The 17825-nt window shown below is 60.7% G+C and carries 17 protein-coding genes; 8 read left to right on the top strand and 9 right to left on the bottom strand.

The annotated features are described in order from the left end of the window. Window positions 1-32: 32 nt before the first annotated feature. Window positions 33-857: a 3-methyl-2-oxobutanoate hydroxymethyltransferase gene (gene panB, locus FHT76_RS37775; protein ID WP_183759079.1), complete on the bottom strand. Its 825-nt coding sequence runs from the start codon at window positions 855-857 to the stop codon at window positions 33-35. Continuing rightward, a complete protein-coding gene (gene panC, locus FHT76_RS37770; protein WP_183759078.1) occupies window positions 857-1732 on the bottom strand; it encodes a pantoate--beta-alanine ligase in 876 nt (291 codons plus the stop codon). Before panC ends, panB begins: the two co-directional genes overlap by 1 nt. A gap of 359 nt (window positions 1733-2091) precedes the next feature. Here panC and FHT76_RS37765 point away from each other — a divergent pair, with 359 nt between their 5' ends. Beyond that, window positions 2092-2757, top strand: coding sequence for a J domain-containing protein (locus FHT76_RS37765; RefSeq protein WP_183759077.1), 666 nt, complete (start codon window positions 2092-2094; stop codon window positions 2755-2757). Window positions 2758-2816: 59 nt separating this feature from the next. Here the strand turns inward: FHT76_RS37765 and FHT76_RS37760 are convergent, their stop codons facing one another. The 3 genes from FHT76_RS37760 to FHT76_RS37750 all read right to left on the bottom strand — a co-directional run bounded on the left by FHT76_RS37760 (window position 2817) and on the right by FHT76_RS37750 (window position 5193). Then, on the bottom strand, window positions 2817-3818 hold the full coding sequence (locus tag FHT76_RS37760; RefSeq protein ID WP_183759076.1) for a Tim44 domain-containing protein: 1002 nt from the start codon (window positions 3816-3818) through the stop codon (window positions 2817-2819). 90 nt (window positions 3819-3908) lie between these two features. Next, a complete protein-coding gene (locus FHT76_RS37755; RefSeq protein WP_183759075.1) occupies window positions 3909-4367 on the bottom strand; it encodes a YbaK/EbsC family protein in 459 nt (152 codons plus the stop codon). A 52-nt stretch (window positions 4368-4419) separates the two neighbouring features. Further along, complete coding sequence (locus tag FHT76_RS37750) at window positions 4420-5193, bottom strand: DeoR/GlpR family DNA-binding transcription regulator (protein ID WP_183759074.1); 774 nt, start codon at window positions 5191-5193, stop codon at window positions 4420-4422. A gap of 440 nt (window positions 5194-5633) precedes the next feature. Here FHT76_RS37750 and FHT76_RS37745 point away from each other — a divergent pair, with 440 nt between their 5' ends. The 6 genes from FHT76_RS37745 (at window position 5634) to FHT76_RS37720 (ending at window position 11838) form a co-directional block, all read left to right on the top strand. Continuing rightward, a complete protein-coding gene (locus FHT76_RS37745) occupies window positions 5634-6413 on the top strand; it encodes a glycosyltransferase family 25 protein (RefSeq protein ID WP_183759073.1) in 780 nt (259 codons plus the stop codon). Further along, window positions 6410-7774: an O-antigen ligase gene (locus tag FHT76_RS37740; RefSeq protein WP_183759072.1), complete on the top strand. Its 1365-nt coding sequence runs from the start codon at window positions 6410-6412 to the stop codon at window positions 7772-7774. The genes FHT76_RS37745 and FHT76_RS37740 overlap by 4 nt, the downstream gene beginning before the upstream one ends. A gap of 5 nt (window positions 7775-7779) precedes the next feature. Continuing rightward, window positions 7780-9705: a nucleoside-diphosphate sugar epimerase/dehydratase gene (locus FHT76_RS37735; protein ID WP_183759071.1), complete on the top strand. Its 1926-nt coding sequence runs from the start codon at window positions 7780-7782 to the stop codon at window positions 9703-9705. Between the two features lie 52 nt (window positions 9706-9757). Further along, window positions 9758-10669: an NAD-dependent epimerase/dehydratase family protein gene (locus tag FHT76_RS37730; protein WP_183759070.1), complete on the top strand. Its 912-nt coding sequence runs from the start codon at window positions 9758-9760 to the stop codon at window positions 10667-10669. A gap of 40 nt (window positions 10670-10709) precedes the next feature. After that, entirely contained in the window at window positions 10710-11288 is a 579-nt protein-coding gene (locus FHT76_RS37725) for a sugar transferase (RefSeq protein ID WP_183759069.1), read from the top strand. 112 nt (window positions 11289-11400) lie between these two features. Beyond that, entirely contained in the window at window positions 11401-11838 is a 438-nt protein-coding gene (locus FHT76_RS37720) for a GFA family protein (protein WP_183759068.1), read from the top strand. A gap of 84 nt (window positions 11839-11922) precedes the next feature. On the opposite strand, the gene FHT76_RS37715 is transcribed toward FHT76_RS37720, so the two are convergent. The 3 genes from FHT76_RS37715 to FHT76_RS37705 all read right to left on the bottom strand — a co-directional run bounded on the left by FHT76_RS37715 (window position 11923) and on the right by FHT76_RS37705 (window position 14516). Beyond that, on the bottom strand, window positions 11923-12975 hold the full coding sequence (locus tag FHT76_RS37715) for an adenylate/guanylate cyclase domain-containing protein (protein ID WP_183759067.1): 1053 nt from the start codon (window positions 12973-12975) through the stop codon (window positions 11923-11925). Window positions 12976-13059: 84 nt separating this feature from the next. Continuing rightward, window positions 13060-13506, bottom strand: a complete 447-nt coding sequence (locus tag FHT76_RS37710; RefSeq protein ID WP_183759066.1) for an SRPBCC domain-containing protein — start codon at window positions 13504-13506, stop codon at window positions 13060-13062. Between the two features lie 278 nt (window positions 13507-13784). Beyond that, window positions 13785-14516, bottom strand: a complete 732-nt coding sequence (locus FHT76_RS37705) for a hypothetical protein (RefSeq protein ID WP_183759065.1) — start codon at window positions 14514-14516, stop codon at window positions 13785-13787. 232 nt (window positions 14517-14748) lie between these two features. On the opposite strand from FHT76_RS37705, the gene FHT76_RS37700 reads away from it, so the two are divergent. Beyond that, the gene (locus FHT76_RS37700; RefSeq protein WP_183864079.1) at window positions 14749-15879 is read left to right on the top strand and encodes a calcium:proton antiporter; all 1131 of its coding nucleotides are present in this window, start codon (window positions 14749-14751) and stop codon (window positions 15877-15879) included. A gap of 62 nt (window positions 15880-15941) precedes the next feature. Here FHT76_RS37700 and FHT76_RS37695 read toward each other — a convergent pair whose 3' ends face one another. Next, window positions 15942-17741: a serine aminopeptidase domain-containing protein gene (locus FHT76_RS37695; protein ID WP_183759063.1), complete on the bottom strand. Its 1800-nt coding sequence runs from the start codon at window positions 17739-17741 to the stop codon at window positions 15942-15944. Window positions 17742-17825 lie beyond the last annotated feature (84 nt).

Genomic DNA, 17825 nt, shown 5'->3' with positions numbered 1-17825 from the left:
GGCCTGTCAACCGCAACCGGAGAGCGCCGATGCTAGCGCTGCCTGGGCTGGAATGTATGTTCCTTGGCGGGGAACTGCCCGTTACGGACCTCCTCGGCATAATCCCGGACGGCCTGTGAGACAAGCGGGCTCAGATCGGCGAAGCGCTTGACGAACCGTGGCTTGAAATCATTGAACAGCCCCAGCATGTCATCCGACACCAGAACCTGGCCGTCGCAGGCTGGCGACGCACCAATACCGATGGTCGGTACCATCAGGCTGGCGGTAATCTGCCGGGCAACGGGCTCGACGGTGCCCTCCACGACAACAGCGAAGGCGCCGGCCTTCGCGACCGCCTCGGCATCGCGGTGGATCTTTGCAGCCTCTTCGTCCGAATGACCGAGCGAGCGGAATCCGCCGGCTGTATTGACCAGTTGCGGCATGAGCCCGACATGACCGAAGACCGGCACGCCCCTCGCCGTGAGGAAGGCAACCGTTTCGGCCATCTCCTCGCCGCCCTCGAGCTTGACGCCATCGCAGCCGGTCTCCTGCATCAGCCTGACGGCGCTGCGAAAGGCCTGCTCCTTCGATTCCTGGTAGCTGCCGAACGGCAGGTCGACAATGACGCAGGCATGCGAGACGCCACGCATGACCGCGCGGCCATGCGCGGCCATCATGTCGAGGGTCACGCCAACGGTCGTCTCCATGCCATAAAGGACCATGCCGAGGGAATCCCCGACCAGCAGAAGGTCGCAATGGGGATCAAGCAGCCGTGCAATCGGTGTCGTGTATGCCGTCAGGCAGACGACGCGGTCCTTGCCCTTCATTGCTCGGATGGATGCCGTCGTCTGGCGCTTCTCTTTGCCGTGAGCGCTCACTATGCTGCCCTCGAATGCTGGGTCGGGCTAACCCCGATGACGCGGTTATCAAGCAGACGCGTCGTTCCAACGCGCACGAAGAGTGCGACGAGCGCAGGCGCAGACTGCAAAGACGGCAATGGTTCGAGCGTCTCGGGGTGGCGAACGGCGACCACCTCCGGCGTAGCAAGCGGTTCGGCGGCGATGAATGCTTTCAAAAGCCTCTCCATCTCGTCGGCACTGTCACAGCCGCCCGCGTAAAGCCTTTCGGCTTCCTGAAGCGCCCTCGGCACGATCACGGCCGCGGCCCGTTGCTTCTCGTCGAGATAGACATTGCGCGACGAGCAGGCGAGACCATCGGCTTCCCGCACGGTCGGAACGGCAACGACCTCAACCGGCTGGGCAAGATCCTCGACCATGCGCCTGATCAGCGCCACCTGCTGGTAATCCTTCTCCCCGAAATAGGCTCGATCGGGCTGTACGATGTTGAGAAGCTTGGTCACGACAGTCGCCACACCGGCAAAGTGTCCCGGCCTGACCTCTCCCTCCAACACGCTTCCAAGCCGCGGAACATCGACGACGGCAAGCATCTCCCGCGGATACATGTCGCTGACCTCCGGGGCGAAAAGGACGTCGACACCGGCTTTTTCGAGCATGTTGGAATCACGCGCCAGATCGCGGGGATACTTGGCAAGGTCCTCGTTCGCGCCAAACTGCAAGGGGTTCACGAATATCGAAACGACGCTCACCGCATTGTCACCGCGCGCACGCGCGACCAGTTCCATGTGCCCGACATGGAGGTAGCCCATCGTGGGAACAAGACCGATCGAACGCCCCTCACGTCGATGCCCGTGCAGGAATTGCCGCAGCTCTGCGATCGTGCGGATAGTGCGCATGTAACCTCCTCCAGATTTGCCTGTCGCGAGAGCGGTCCGGCAAACGGTGGCGGATAAAACTCGATTTGACAGACAGCGTCAACGCGGACCGCGCCATTATAACGATTAACACCGGGCTCGAGCATGCTTTAATTCGCCGTCCGACCGCAAATGGTCCCGCTGCCTATGTTTTCGCGAGGCGGCCATCGGCCTGGGGGCTATTCACCAGATGCGCGTCGGTCGGGCCTGCTTTATCGGGATAAGCGATTTTGTTTATTCTTTTTGTCCAAACTCCGCCCCACTGATGATAGAAGAAGGCCTCAAGGGATGAATGCCCTTCATGGATGTCACGGCAATGTCCGAGCAACAACGGAGGGATAGTGACCAATCCTTATGAGATTCTTGGTGTACGGCGCGACGCGACCGACGACCAGGTGAAGGCTGCGTACCGCCGGCGCGCCAAAGCGACCCATCCGGACTCGGGCGGCGACCCGGATGCTTTCAGCCGCGTACGGAAGGCCTACGAGCTTCTGCAGGACCCGGTGCGCAGGAAGGTCTTCGACGACACCGGCTATGACGTGGAACTTGCGGACCCGGTAGACCTCCAGGCCCTGATGGTCATCGAGAAACTCGTCAACCAGCTGACCCTCGACGAGCGCGAGCCGGGGACATTCGATCCGCTCACACGCATGCGCACGGATCTTTCCGAGGAAATGCGCAAGGCGCGCTTCAGCAAGCGCGAACTCGAACGTCACTCCCAACGCATCGAGCATCATCTTGAGCGGTTGGAAAAGCGGCCGTCAACGGACATTTTGGGCTCGATGCTCCGGGCCCGCATCAAAACCATAGCGATCGCGATCAGCGAAACGGACGCCAAGATCAAGGCCAATGAACGCGCCTGCGAAATGATCTACGACTACAGCTACGAAGTGGACGTCCAGGAGCTCGAGGATGGCCTTGCCGTCGAGGACCAGTCACCGCCAGCCATTCGCAAACGTGAGGACCGGCCGCTCTGGGTCGTACCCTCCGCAGCCCAGGAGGGTTGAGGGCCAGACCAGGGCGGGCCGCCCTGGCCAACAAGACAAGATCAGGGAGGCTTCGTCCCTCAGGCGGCACGCTGCTCCGTGCCCTGGATCGCGGCGAGCTTCCACTCTCCCGCGCCCTTGCGAAGGAATGTCCAGATTTCGGTCGTCTCCGTCGGGCGGCTGTCATCGCCGCTGACGAGCTTGCCGCTGCCCCGCTCGACGAGCGAATCAATCGAGGAGTAGCGCATCGCAAGCGTTGCGTAATCGGCGCCATCCTCGCGCCAGGCTTCGGCGACATCACCCTGCAGCAGCTTGACACTCGAGACCTTGTTGCGCACGCCATTCGTGGCGTTCTCGCCAAGCTCCTCGGCAAGGTAGGACATCGCCTCGGGCGTCGTCAGTCGACGCAACGTGGCATAGTCTTCAGCCCCATAGGCCGTCTGAATTTCCGTCAGCAATTGTTCGAAGCGATCAAGGTCGCCCTGCCCAAGACCGACCTCGTCGCCAGACTTCGAATTCGTCTGTCCGCCACCGTCGCCCGCGCCTGTGCCGATCGAAGGAATGCGGAACGAAGAGGTGTTGCCACCAGCCGCGATGGGGCTATGAGGGGCCGGACCCGCGGCCGGGCCATAGGCAGGCTGGCGCCGGTTGGCAAAGAAGCGCATGGCAAAGGAAATCGCGATCCCGATCAGCACGATCTGCAGCAACATGCCGAGGAAGCCGAAGCCGCCGCCAAAGCCATGGCCGAGCAGCATGCCGAGAAGGCCGCCGGCGACAAGGCCACCGATCATCGACCGGCCGAAGCCGTTAAACAGGCCAGGGCGCTGCGTATTGACGGCCGATTGGCCTGCATAGGGAGCAGTGTTCTGGGGGCGCGGCGTCATCGACCGCTCGATCGGAGCAGCCGGGGCCGGCGCAGTCCTCGTCACCGGCGGCGCCTGGAACGTCCTGGTGCCACGGCTGCCAAAGCCGGAGCCGCCGGCGCGACGCGCATCAGCATCCCCGATTGAGGCAAAAACGGTAGTGCCTGTCAGGACGGCAATCGCCGCGAACTTGGCAAAACGCGAAACGGCACCGGGCATCAAATCTTCTCCTGTCGTGACGACCAACTGATGTCAGGGGGATATATAGGGATTGCTCGGCCGGTTTGAAGCTTTTGGCCGGTTCAATGTCTATTGGCAGACATCCACCCATGTCGCGCCGGTGAGGTCTGCCAGGCGTTCGGTGGAAATTCGAACGGCCGAATTGGTTGAGCCTGCAGCCGGCACGACCACGTCAAATCGCCTGAGTGAAATGTCGCAGTAGACCGGCAATCTCGTCGGGAGCCCGAACGGGCAGACCCCACCGACCGGATGGCTCGTCACATCCATGACTTCATCCGGGCCGAGCATCCGGCCCTTGGCGCCGAACCGGTCCTTGACCTTTCTGTTGTCAAGCCTCGACAGGCCGCCGGCCACAACGAGCATCGTCTCTTCACCCACCCGCAGGCAGATCGTCTTGGCAATCTGCGCCGGATCGACCCCATGCGCCTCGGCCGCCAGCGCCACGGTTGATGAACTCTCGGCCGTTTCGATGATTTCTATATCGGGAGCGTGGGCGCTGAAAAACGCGCGGACGGTTTCTAGACTCATGACGGGAGGCTAGCCCAGGATCTGCGGCAAATGAACCCCGATTTGACAGTCTCTATGCACCAGCTGCCGATGTCTCGATCAATTTCACGCTATTTTCCTGACAGAGACGCCGAATAGAGGGGGTGACGCAACGATCGGTGATGAAGGTATGCACCTGCGGTAGCTGAGCGATTCGAACCGGCGCCGTGCGCTCGAATTTCGTCGAATCAGCCACAAGAATGACGTGGCGGGCATTGGCGATGATTGCCTGCGCGACCTTCACTTCGCGAAAGTCGTAGTCAAGCAGGGCACCGTCCTCATCGATCGCCGAGGTCCCGATGACTGCATAGTCAACCTTGAATTGCCGGATGAAATCGACCGCCGCCTCTCCAACGATACCGCCATCCGACCCTCGCACCACACCGCCAGCGATCACGACCTCGATGGTCGGAAACAGTCGCAGCCGATTGGCAACATTGATGTTGTTGGTGATCACCATCAGTTCCTGGTGGTTGGTCAGCGCTTCGCCAACCGCCTCTGTTGTCGTCCCGATGTTGATGAAAAGCGAGGCGTTGTTGGGAATGAGCCCGGCCGCGGCAATACCGATGGCTTGTTTTTCCGACGCTGCAATCTGGCGCCTCGCTTCGTACTTCACGTTCTCGGTGCCACTCGGAAACGTCGCGCCGCCGTGGACACGGGTTAGGATCTGTGCGTCACAGAGATCGTTGAGATCCTTTCGAATCGTTTGCGGGGTTACCGAGAAATGTGCCGCGAGCTCCTCCACGAACACGCGTCCATCCGACCTTGCCATCCCGACTATTTCCGTTTGTCGATCGCTCAGGAACATGCGTGCGGTCTCTTTCGTTTCCGTTTTCGGTTCACATGGAATGCTTAGCAGAGGCGAAGACGCGCGCAAGACAGATGATGATAAACAGACAGCAGCAAATGTCTGGTCCGACAATGTGGACAAAAGCCAGTTTAATCGCGCGGCCCTAAAACTTTACAGGGCGATGGTATCGGGGCTTGCAATGGCATGCCAATCCGAGGATAGAGACTGCGGCGCGCCTTGCAGCCGCGGGTGCCGACGTATCCTCGATCCCTGCCACGCCGGCCAGAGCACGATCCGTCACAATTGTGGACACACACGCAGAAGGTGTTGTAGATAAGAATGGTCGGAAATACTATGGATCGGCGCCATCAACGGCAGACGACACGATGATGAGTCTCGGTTTCCCGGAAACGCGGAATACGTCAATCGTGCATCATGCCAAAAAAGACGCGGAATAGATGCTGGAACTGACTACGGCAACAGGACAGAGGCGTTTGCAACGGTCGATCGGTGCGTACGTGATTAACATGGACGGCTCCTCCGATCGGTGGGCGGAAGTGTCGTCGCAGGCAACCTTGGCCGGCATTCAGATCGATCGCGTCCCCGGCGTCGATGGACGCTCCATTCCTGTCGTGGAGAGATCCGGCTTCAACGAGAAGAAGTTCCTGCGCCGGAACGGGCGGCAGATGCTTCCCGGCGAATATGGCTGTTATCGTGCCCACATGAGGGCACTGCAGGCTTTTCTTTCGAGTGACTACGAAAACGCCATCATCATGGAAGATGACGTGGAACTGCGGCAGGATTTCACACAGAGGGCGGCGGCGATCCTGCAGGCTGTTCCGTCCGCCGAGGTGGTCAAGTTGCTCAATCACAGGTCAAAATGGTGCCGCACCGTCGCTGTCTCCGAGTACGGAGACGAAATCGGGCGTTGCCTGCACGGCCCGCAGGGCTCCGCCGCCTGCTATCTTGTCACGCGCGAAGGCGCCCGAAAGCTGCTCCGAAGCGCCAACGACATCGAATTTCCCTACGACATGACCCTCGAGCGCGGATGGAAGACAGGCGTCAGCATCTACACCGTCCGGCGCAATATCGTTGAACTCTCCGAGCGCTCCACCGTGAGCCAGATCGCCAACAGGGCTGAATACCGTGCCGTCAAGTTGCGAGGCGTCCGCAAGATCGGAACGCATTTGCTTCGTATGCTCGAGTATGCGCGCCGAATACGGTATGCACTATCATGACAATGCCCATATCCGTCACCCAGGTGAAGTCGACAGGCCTTGACGTCGTTCTCGCCATTCTCTGGCTCGGAATGATGTCGGTGACCGTGATAGAAAGTGATTTCTATCGCTACGCTGCCCTTCTCCTCCTGGGCTTGACCCTCGCCTATCGCAGGGCGCCCATCCGCGCCAATTCAGGCGACTGGCTGGCGATCCTCTGCGTCGCCTGGGGCGCTTTCGCGTTGGTAAGGTTTCTCTTCGGGTTGATCGTTGACCATGAAAAGGGCGCGTCCGAGTGGCTCTACGCCTTCGCGATCTTCTTTCCCGCGATGGGCATGGCGCTCAATGCAAGCTGGCACTTGGTCAGGCCGATCCTCCTAGCATTCTTCTGCACCGTACTGGTCGTGCTGATCATATCGACACCCTTCTCCATGCTGCTTTCCGGAGAGCGGATCTCACCCGCCTTCCACCATAATTCGATCCACGGCGCGGTCGGATGTGGCTTTCTCTTCATCGGAGCCTTCTACTGGGCCCTGCACCAATGGGAAATCGGAAGCTCGGCGCGGACCAAGTCGATCGTCTTGGCGATTGCCGTGGCCGTGATCGGACTTGCGATCCTCAACGTCTATGGCGCCAAGTCCAAGGGAGTGTGGGTTGCCCTGCTTCCAGCCCTTGGGCTTATGCTTGGTACAACATTGTTCTACCTCAGGCGCAAGACCGTCTTGCTGGCCGCGATCGCCGGGCTCCTGGTATTATCATGGGGCGCCTATGAGGTTCGTGGCAATGTCGCGCATTTCGGAGCCGCCACGTTCGAGTCCGTCATGGGTATCGCCAGTCGGGTAGAAAGCGGCGTTTCCGTCGAACACGTCATGCAGGACGCGATCGCTTCCCCGGATACGCCGCCATCCCTGGATGAGCGACTGCAGCTCTGGGCCAACGCGATCGACGTCATATCTGTCGCACCGGTCTTCGGCAGCGGCAATGGTTGGCTGGCGATCTGGCAGACCACGCCGTACCGCGGTGTCACCTACACGCTAATGCACAATGGATATCTCGAGATCCTCATCCGCTATGGTTTCGTTGGTCTTGCCATTCTGGCGGTGATCGTCCTTTCAGGCCTTTACCGTGTCTATCGGGCTTGCGCGGCCGGCATCGTCAGCAGGAGCGCGTTTGCCTGCCATCTGACGTTCGCGATCTACTTTGCCACCACGATTCTCAGCAATTCCAACAACCGACTTGCGATCGGAGAATCCTACGCGCTGCTTTTCGGGGCCATATGTTTTGCCTGCTCGATGAAGCTTCGTTCGGCCTCCATTGCCGATCGACGTAACGGGGCCTCGCTTTCTGGCGGCTCGTCGATGCCGCAGCCGGTCGGGGGCTAGATCGGATGCGGGCGGTTTCCGACAAATACGTCCAGAGCATTCTCGACTTACCCAGGCCAACAAAGCGCGCATTGGCGGTGTTGGTCGATTGCTGCCTGTGCATCCTGACGATCTGGCTTGCCTTCTGCTTTCGTCTCAACGACTGGGTGACCCTTACTGGCCTGCAACTGCTGACGATCCCCGTATCGCTTGTGATCGCCCTGCCGATCTTCATTACAATGGGTCTCTACCGGGCGATCTTCCGTTTTCTCGGCTGGTCGGCCTTTATTACTGTCATCAAGGCGATCACGATTTATGGCCTGGCCTTCATGGCCGTGTTCACGGCCATCAGCTTTCCCGGGATACCGCGCACGATCGGGATCATGCAGCCACTGCTGCTGTTGCTGGCTATTGGCCTGACCCGGTTCATGGCACGCTATTTCTTCAGCGAGGCCTACAAGCGGATCCTGCGGCAGAACAAGCAGACGAACATGCTGATCTATGGTGCCGGATCCGGCGGCAGGCAAGTTGCCGGCGCGCTCAGCGGCAGCGCCGATTTCAAGGTCGTCGGCTATCTCGACGACGACAGGAGCCTGCACGGCAGCCTGATCGGCGGTGCGATGGTCTATGATCCCGAGAAGATCGTGGAGCTCAGCTCGCGGCTGAACGTCCGCACGATCCTGCTTGCTCTTCCGAAGATCGATCGCTCACGCCGCAATGAAATTCTCGAGAAACTTCGCGGAGCCCGCGTTGCCGTGCGCACAGTTCCGGATCTGAACGCGCTTGCGGGCGGCCAAGCGGAATTCACCGACCTGCAGGAACTGGATATCGAGGATCTGCTCGGCCGAACACCGGTCAAGCCGGATGCGGCTCTCCTGGAGCGAAACATTCGCGGCCGGGTGGTTCTGGTGACGGGTGCGGCAGGTTCGATCGGCAGCGAGCTGTGCCGGGGTCTCGCTAGGCTGAAGCCAGCCACGCTCCTCGTTCTCGACCAGAACGAATATGGTCTCTACGCCCTCGAAAACGAGTTGCTGGACGAGAATCCGGATGGCGCTGTCCAGATCGTGCCTCTTCTTGCCAGCGTGTCCGATGAACAGCGCATTCGCAGGATCATGGCGACCTGGAAGCCCGATATCGTCTATCACGCCGCAGCCTACAAGCATGTGCCGCTGGTCGAGAAGAACCCGGTCGAGGGCGTGAAGACGAATGTGTTCGGCACGGTCACGGTTGCCAGGGCAGCGATCGACGCAGGTGTCGAACGATTTATCCTGATCAGCACGGACAAGGCTGTCAGGCCGACAAACATCATGGGCGCCACCAAACGGCTTGCGGAGATGGCTCTCCAGGGACTGGCAGCCGAGGGCGCGTCGACCATCCTGACGATGGTCCGCTTTGGCAATGTGCTCGGATCATCCGGTTCGGTCGTTCCGCTGTTTCGCCAGCAGATCAGGCAAGGCGGGCCGATTACCCTGACGCATCCCGAGATCACGCGCTTCTTCATGACTATTCCGGAAGCGACCGAACTCGTGATCCAGGCCGGTACAATGGCCAAGGGAGGCGATGTCTTCGTCCTCGACATGGGCGAGCCGGTCAAAATCATCGATCTCGCAAGGCGCATGGTCGAACTGTCAGGCCTGACCCTCCAGGATGAGCGGAATCCGTCAGGCGACATCAGCATTGTGACGACCGGCCTGCGCCCGGGCGAAAAGCTCTACGAGGAACTGCTGATCGGTGACGATCCCCAGCCGACGGCACACGCCAAGATCATGCGGGCGCGGGAGCGCTTCATCGCATGGAAGACGCTGACACCGAAGCTGGAGCAATTGAGCTCGGTCGCCGAGGAGGGAGATGCCGACGGCTTGCGGCGGGTCTTAAGCGAACTCGTCCAGGACTACCGTCCGTTCGATGTCGTCGTCGACCTGGTGTCGCTCCGCCAGGGATTGGCATCATGACGCTATCCTGCGCCGATCTCGGCGCCACCCGACCCCCGGCCAGGAGCTGACGATGCTGCTCGTCACCGGTGCGACCGGTTTCGTCGGTCAGGATCTGCAACAGGAATTGTGCACGCGCGGCACTGCCTTCAGGGCGGCAAGCCGTTCCAATCGGCATGGGTACAGCCCCGTCGGCGATATCAACGGCGCCACCGACTGGAGCGCAGCGCTCTCAGGCATCGAGATCGTCATTCATCTTGCCTCCACCAACCAGAATGTCGTGGCCGGATCCGGGGAGGATCGCGCGCTCCTTCGGACCGTCAATGTCGAGGGAACCGTCAATTTTGCCCGACAGGCTGCCGCGTCCGGCGTCAGGCGCTTCGTCTTTCTGAGCACGATCAAGGTCCACGGCGAACGAACCGCTGAAGGCCATCCCTTCAGGCAGGATGACGTACCGAACCCGGTGAGCGGCTACGCGGTCTCCAAGCTCGAGGCCGAAAGAAGCCTGATCGAGCTGTCCGGTTCGTCGGGCATGGAGATCGTCATCATCCGTGCGCCTTTGGTCTATGGCCGCGACGTTGGTGGCAGTTTTCGCGCCCTGACCAAGCTCGTCAAAAGCGGGATACCCCTGCCCCTTGGGTCGATCCGCAATCGCCGATCGATGGTCTATGTGGAAAACCTGTCCGACCTCATCCTGACAGCGGCGCTGCATCCGGCCGCCGCAGGACAGACCCTGCTGGCGGGTGACGACGAGGCAGTCTCGACGCCGGAACTTGTCAGGCGCCTTGCTGCCGCAACGGGATGCCCGGCACGCCTGCTGCCTTGTCCTACGCTCGCCTTGCGGAGCCTGGCAGCGATTGCCGGCAAGACGGAACTCTTGTCGCGCCTGACCGACTGGCTGGAAGTTGACATTACGCCGACGCGCACGCTCTTGGATTGGACGCCCCCTTTTGATATGGGGCAAGCGCTGAAGCGCTGTTTCTAAGCGTTTCGGGTCAGCAACTTTGACGGGAATGCAATTTTTCATGCTCCACGGCTTTAACCGACTCTTGAAGCGGCTGTTCGATATTTGCGCGGCATCGTTCGGACTGATCCTCCTGTCACCGGTCTTCCTGGTTCTTGTAATCCTTGTGCGCCGATCATCTCCGGGCGGGGCGCTTTTTCGCCAGGAGCGCGTGGGGCGCTATGAGATGCCATTTATATGCATCAAGTTCCGGACCATGGCGGCGGGGACGCCTAATGTCGGCTCCCACGACGCGCCGGTTTCGTGGATCACGCCGCTCGGCAGAAGGTTGAGGGCCTACAAGCTTGACGAATTGCCGCAGCTCATCAATGTGCTCAAGGGCGAAATGAGCCTCGTCGGTCCGAGGCCTTGCCTGCCGACCCAAGGTGAGGTCATTGCTGCGCGCCGCAAATACCGCGTCTTTTCCGTGCGCCCCGGCATAACCGGCCTCGCCCAGCTCCAAGGGATAGACATGTCGACGCCAGAGGCACTCGCGCAGGCCGACGCCCGCTATATCAGGAAGGCCGGGTTCTGGCAGGACATCGTTCTTGTTGTCGGCACGCTTCTCGGCCGGGGAACTGGTGACGCTGCCGTCAAGTGAAGGCGTTGATGCCGTAGCGACAGGCAGCCGACGACGTGCAAGCGAGGCTTGCGCCCCTATTTTTTTGAACGACCTGCGTTAGATCTCGAGGCAAGCCCTCGGGAGAACGTCTATGGCAACGCCCACCGATAACCTCGCATCGGGCCCGACTACCCGCGGGTCGTGTCACTGCGGAGCGGTCCACTGGGAATTCCGTGGTGCAATTCCTGACGCCACGATTTGCAACTGCACGCTCTGCCGTCGCTATGGCGTGCTTTGGGCATACGACTATGACGGTGAGGGAATTACAGTCGCAGACACTTCCGGAGCGCTGACGGCCTATACCTGCGGTTCACGCTCGCTCTCATTCAACTTCTGCAGTCGCTGCGGAAATCTCGTGAGCTGGCGCGCGCTGCAGCCTGGTGGCGATGGACGCACCAGGATCGCTGTCAACCTTCGCCTGGCCGAGCCCGATGATGTTGCCGGAATCCGGCTGCAAAGGTTCGACGGGCTCCACAGCTTCGAGGATCTCCCACCGGACGCCCGTACCGTCGCCGACGTCTGGTTCTGATTTCCGGTCGTGCGAAGGACCAAGGCCGCTCTGCGCTTGAGCCCGTGGCGCGGTCGTGCCTTGCCCCGCACCGACCCTTCATTCCTAGACCAGCGTGAAGACCGCACAGGGCTTGGCTATCCCCCGTAGCTGGTGCTCTCCGGCAGCGACGAGGGGCATCACCACCTCGGCGGCCACAGCTCCTGAAACCAGGACACTGTGTCCCAAGGGTTTGCATAGTCCTTCAAGTCGACTGACAAGGTTCACTGCTGGCCCGATCGCCGTAAAATCGAGCCTATCCGCAGCGCCGACATTGCCCCAAAGGATCTCCCCGAAATGCACGGCAATTCCGAATGGAAGCGCTGGTGCCCCCTTATCCTGACGCAAGGAATCGAGGTGAGCCATGCCGGCGCGGGCCGAGGAGACAGCGCGCAGTGCCGCTTCGCACGCGGATCGCGGCGTGCTGGTAACGGGAAAGATTGCGAGCACACCATCGCCCATGAATTTCAGCACCTCGCCGCCAAACGCATGCACCGCACCGGCAATCCGGTCGAACCACGCGTCGAGCATCGCGATCATCACGGCAGGCTCTGTTGCCTCGGAAAGAGCGGTGAAGTCGCGCAGATCCGCACACAGCAAGGCAGCCTGTATCGTTTCGCCGACGCCACGGGTCATCGCTCCGGCCTGTACGCGCGCAGCACTTCTGCGGCCAAGATAAGCTTCGAGAAGGGCCGTCAGCCCTGCCCTCGCTGACAACGCAGCGACGGACGGTGCGGCGAACCGGGCCACGTCCTTCAGGCAGAGGCCCTCGCTGTCGGCAAACGGCCGGGCTCCCGCCCATCCAAGGGTAGCGTTGCCTGGAGGTTTGCCGACAATGCTTTCCTCAACTGGTCCCAGTCCCAAAAGCCACTGACCGTCGGCCTCCCCCAACAAGGTGTTGGAAAAGCTGAGAGCCTCGATGACCTCTCCCGTTTCGGCACGCCAGAGCCAGGTGCGACGCGTGATGATCGGGTGTGGCGCAGCAAGGGTCAGTGCGCCACCCGCAATCGGCATGCCATCGAGAAGAAGCCTGCGACCCAGTTCCGCGAGGAACCACTCGGGACTTGGCGCAGAGCCAGCCTCATCGAGAAGCCATGTGAGGGAGGGTGAAAGCTCCATATCTTCATGCCGTCATGGCGAGACCATCGTTCGCTCCGAGGTAAGGTCCACATTTAGCGTAGACGGCCCTCCTGTTTGCGGCCATCAAACCCGGCCTCTCCAGGGATCCGGATCCAGTGTGCGCCCAGCTGCACATTCTGCAAGCCGTCCCAGATAGTGCTCCCAGCCTTCCGAATGGCCGGCGCATTGCTCTGCGTTGGGCAGCCCTGAATGGGTCAACTTCAAAAGCGTCCCGTCCGGCTTTTCGATCAGATCGATCTCCACCAGACTTGAGCCGGGTGGCACGATCTCGCTTCCATCCCAGCCGAAACTGTAGGCGAGCCGGTGTACAGGTATCACCTCCCGAAACGATCCCCTGGCGAAACGAGAGCCGGTGACGTTGACGAGGTAAAGCCCGCCCGGTTGTGGTTCGACCTTGGCCTCAGTTCCCATCCATCGCAGGATTTTTTCAGGATCGGTCAGCAAGGCAAAAACGGCAGATGGCGGCGCCGGGATGTGGGCCTCGCGGTGAACGACTGTCTGCTCCTGCATGGTTCCTCCCGTTTCGGCCAGGGCCGCCCGCGCAACCCGGTGACCTCTACATGTCTCTTCTCATCAAGCACATAGGAGGCCAGCCGAGCGCAACAAGCTCACAAGATCGCCGGCAAGCGATTTTGACGTCACAATGCGGCCCCTGGCGGAAGCGAAAAACAACGCTCGCCGGTCACCGCCGGTGTTGGTCGAACCGTCGTGGGGCGTGGCTCGCAAGCTCTCGGGGTACGGTGACAGCGCTGTCACTGTCGGCGGTCGCCACGCGCTGATCATTGCGGTCAATGTCTGAGCCGTGCCTTCAACGCGCTTTCGGCATGTGGATCGAAATAATGGTAGAGCGCGGTTGCCCTGACTGTTCCGGGATCGCAAGGCTCGTTCGCATGGATGCTGCGATAGCCCCAGAAGAAATAAAGGGATCCGGGGACCATCCTTATCCGCGTGAAGGACGTCGGATCCTTCTCGGCACGGTCTCTCAGGGACTTCTGGCGGACCTTGTCCACCAGGATCTTGTCGAGGAGGTTGCCGACATAGCTGGCGCGAGCGGGCCGCCTGTTCGGGACCATGTAAAGATCGCCGGGCCTGCCTGCCGTCGGTATTACGATCGGGATCAACGCCGTTATCAGATAGGAATCATAGTGGAAATTGAGGGAGTGCTCGGCCATGCCTTTTCCCGTGAGGCACCGCAACACCTGATGGAATTCGACCGGAGGGGCCGGCCTTCCTCGGCTCGCCTCGTAAAGACGTCTGAAGATCGACTGAAACCGGCCTGACTGTGCCAGTTCATCCAGTCCCGATCCCCTGACTGCTTCGCTTCCTTGAAATGCGACATATTCGTGCTTTGACCCGGTTACTGACGAAGCCACAAAAGCCTGCATGGTCGAGAGGCTTGCTGCGTCCACGAAATCTGGAATGCAGCAAAAACCGTCGCGTTCCATCGCCGCGAAGAGCGTCTGTAAATGGTTGTCGGAAATATTGGGCGTCCTGGCATCAAGCGCATTGGCGGCATCCATTCCGGACCTCTAAGCGTTTGCAGCTGGTCCGCGGATCATAGTGCAGTGCAAAAATTTGTCCAGACGGGATAGCGACTGAGCCTCCCCGTTGGCAAAATCGCTCGCGAGCCACGATGACGGTCGAGAGATCGCATGGCTTTAAGGTCACGGCTACGCCATTTCCACTAACGATGGGAGTGGACGGAGCCGTCGGCTTGTGGCGTATACTTGCCGGCATAACGAGGGCGGAAGGATGAATCGGGAAGCAGCCATGCAGCAACGCAGAGGGCTGGCGTCGATACGCCGTGAACGGCTCCTTGCGTTCGGTCTTCTGACGAGCGTCGTGTTCCTGATTTCAGGTCAATCGATCTTCGCTCTGCTTTCCAATCCCGTGTGGCTGTTCATCATTTTTGCATGGCTGTTTTCAGTCGTCCTCGGCTGCGCATTGTCGGTCGTTCGCCATGCCGACGATCTCGCAGAACGCCTGGGTGAGCCCTACGGGACCCTCATCCTGACGCTTGCGATCACATCCATCGAAGTCATGGCGATCACGGCGGTGATGCAACATGGCGAAAACAACCCGACCCTGGTGCGCGACACGCTTTTTGCCGTCGTGATGATCATCCTCAACGGCATGGTCGGACTGTCACTGCTGGTTGGCGGCTGGCGGCGCCATGACCAGCATCACAACCTCCAGGGCGCCAATGCCTATCTCGGTGTCATCGTGCCACTGGCCACGCTCAGCATGATCATGCCGAATTTCACCCATTCGGCGAGCGGACCGCCCTACTCCTTCGTCCAGCAGACAGTCCTCGCCTTTATTTCGGTCGGTCTCTACAGCGTGTTTTTGAGCTTGCAGACCGGACGCCATAGAGAATTCTTTGTCGACGATACCGGCGAAGCCCGCCCCGAGCGCGTCGAAACGGAAGAACGAGGCCTGCTTCTTCCCGTCATCCTGCTGGTGGCCTACATGGCACTCGTCGTCTTCCTAGTCGAGGAACTTGCCGCGCCGATCGATTACTTCATCGAGACGCTGCATGCCCCCGCAGCATTGGGCGGGGTGATCATGGCAATCCTCGTCGCTACACCCGAGGCAATCAGCGCGGTCAGGGCATCGGTCGCCAATCACCTGCAGCGATCCGTCAACATTTTCCTGGGGTCCGTGCTCTCGACGATAGGATTGACCGTCCCGGCAATGCTGGTGATCAGCCACGTGACCGGGCACCCTGTCGTGCTTGGTCTGGACCGTACGGATTCCGTCATGCTCATCCTGACGCTCGCACTCAGCATCATCACCTTCGCAAGCGGGCGCACGCATCTGATGCAGGGGGCCGTGCACCTTGTCCTTTTCGTGGCCTATTTCCTGCTGATATTTGAAACCTGAGGTAACGCTTCCCGCGGACAGGATGTCTTGCGCGGCTCATCCCAAATCGATACCCAAGGCCTTCAGCCTCGTGCCATACTTTTTTTCAGGGAAGCGGCACTAATCGCGAGCGCCTCAACCTTGGCCAGCTCGATCAGTCTTTCGCGGGCTGGCATCGGTGTCAGATTATGGTCGGCATCGGGAAAGAGGTGCAGTGCCACGTTGGGATAGGCCGACAATCTTTCGCCCGCATCGCCAAAATTGACCCTGAACATATCCTGGCCCTCGTCCCCTTCGGTGTAGACGATTGCGAGCGGCATGCTGCGATCGGCAAGAACCTGGAAATCACGGTGCACCTGCCGGGTCAGTTGCGTCAGTGGCTTGGCTGGCGCAAAAACCGACGACAGCCGGCTCGCCATTCGGTCAACAAGACGCACGGAAATGTTCCTGGTCACCGCGCGAAGGTCGAGATCGCCCGCCCACAGACGAAGCAGGCTTTCCCGATCGAGCGCATTCTTGAGGTAAGACTTCAGGGTCTTTGGAAGCCCTCTGAACCGCCACCGGAACGCAACCGGGTTGACGAGGATGCAGGCGTCCCAGCGAGGATCGGCAAGGACGCTACGAAACGCGACGTAGGCACCACTGCATCGCCCGATCAGGATCGTGCTGCCACCTGGGCCATGCTGCTCGAGAAAGTCTCGCGCGATTATGACATCGTCCACCTGCGCCTCGTCATAGAGAACCTGCCTGCGCCGACCCGGCACCGGCGGACTATCCCCGACGCCGGCGCTGTCAAATCTGAACGATGCCACCCCGGCGGTTGCGAGCGCGCGCGCAAGCTCGACCGAGAACCGTCCCCAGCCCGCCGCATGATCATAAGCCGTCGTCAGAATGACAGCCGTTACACCGGCGAACGAATCTGTCGGCTCGCACAGGATGCCATGGAGCCGCTCGTCCGGACCGAACCGAACCGCGGTTTCGCGAATGCACCTTGATCGAACCGATGCGACGGGCATCGGCATTGTCCTCGCCGAAAGGCGCCCGCTTTGGTAGCCGGGAAGAGACTGGACCCAATCGATCAGATCCCGGGCCACGGCGTCAGGAATTTCCTGATTGAGGGGATTGGACACAAACGCATCATAACCGGCAAAATCAGTCGCACGCAGCCGGCATCCAGCCGCTTCCAGCTGATGACAGAGGGTGACGTCACTTTCGAGACCGGGGCGAACGGCAAGGAACAGATCAGGGGGTGCATCGATCTCCACCTTCGTGAGGTCCAGGCGCCGGAGGTCATCAGCAACGGCCCGCGGCATGCGTATCCCGGCAATCGATCCGGCCGCGTTGTCCCGCAACTCGGGCTTGATACCGAGCCCGTCGTCGATGAGCCTGGAATAGAGCGACAGCTCGCGGAGATAGGCCCGCCCCTTCAGCACAGGCGCCAGGAGGGCAAGGGCGTCCGGCGAGGGCCGCTTATCGGCAGATAGAAGGGCGAGGCTCGCACCGATCCCCTGTCCGAGGAAAACGAGACTGCGCGCTCCAGAAAGCTCCCGGAGGGTTTCCGCGGCCGTTGCAACCTGCTGCTGCCAGACCGAGAGACCGCGTTCGCCGGCGGTTTCGTCGAGCGAATTCACCGTGCCCGAAAAATCGAACCGAAGGCTGGCCACGCCGATGCCCGAGAGGCGCTCGGCCAGAATCCGGTAGAACCTGCGCGTGCACATCTCCTCCATCCCCCAGGGATTGAGAAAAAGCACGGCCACGCCGCTTGGCCGCGTGCCCTGATCCGCTTCGGCATACAGGCCGGTGCTTGATCCGAAAGCGACCGGCCGCGAGGCGCAGCACGCGCCTGTGACCGAATTCGCGCCATTCTCTATCGTTGTTGTCATCCCATGCCCCAACCCGGCCCCCGCCGTGCGTCCTTCCCTGGCTTCTTCCTTAGGTGGTAAGGATTAGCGGAATCTGTACGGAGT

Source organism: Rhizobium sp. BK176 (genome assembly GCF_024808055.1).
Note: the sequence above shows the minus strand (reverse complement) of the source record. Positions and strands in the feature narration are given on the sequence as shown.